This is a genomic window from Gilvimarinus gilvus (assembly GCF_030518155.1).
Taxonomy (GTDB): Bacteria; Pseudomonadota; Gammaproteobacteria; order Pseudomonadales; family Cellvibrionaceae; genus Gilvimarinus; species Gilvimarinus gilvus.
In genome coordinates this window covers 1-377 of sequence record NZ_JAULRU010000516.1, presented here as the reverse complement: position 1 = coordinate 377, position 377 = coordinate 1, and the positions used below count along the sequence as shown (strand labels likewise).

Here is a 377-nt window from a genome sequence, read left to right as displayed (position 1 = left end):
GACTGAGTTCATGAAGCGCCTCGACTGACATAAAACGACGTTCAAGGGCCGCCGGAGACAGCGCCTGCCCCCGATTGCGACGCGTCTGTCGGATCTCCTTGCACTCGGCGACGTAATTTGCACAGATCATGGGCGTTACAGCGCCGAAGTGACCGAGCTTAAGCGCGCTTAGATACCGTAGAAAGGGCAATACATTTTCAAAAACATTGCGCAAAGTACTTGCCACGGGACGCTTCTGCCCTGCGCGACCGCGCCGTAGGTAGCGGTACAAGAGGGACTTCATCACCGTTACAAACGCAGCGGGTACTCGATTGAAGTCCAAATTCCTCATGTTGTCCGGTACATTGCTAGTCAACCCTTCGAGCTGCCAAATGTTG

The 377-nt window shown here is 54.4% G+C and carries 1 protein-coding gene; it reads right to left on the bottom strand.

Going from position 1 to position 377, the window contains the following annotated elements; all coding sequences use genetic code 11:
- A partial coding sequence (locus QWI17_RS09825; RefSeq protein ID WP_302722333.1) for a hypothetical protein occupies positions 1-377 on the bottom strand: 377 nt, incomplete at both ends.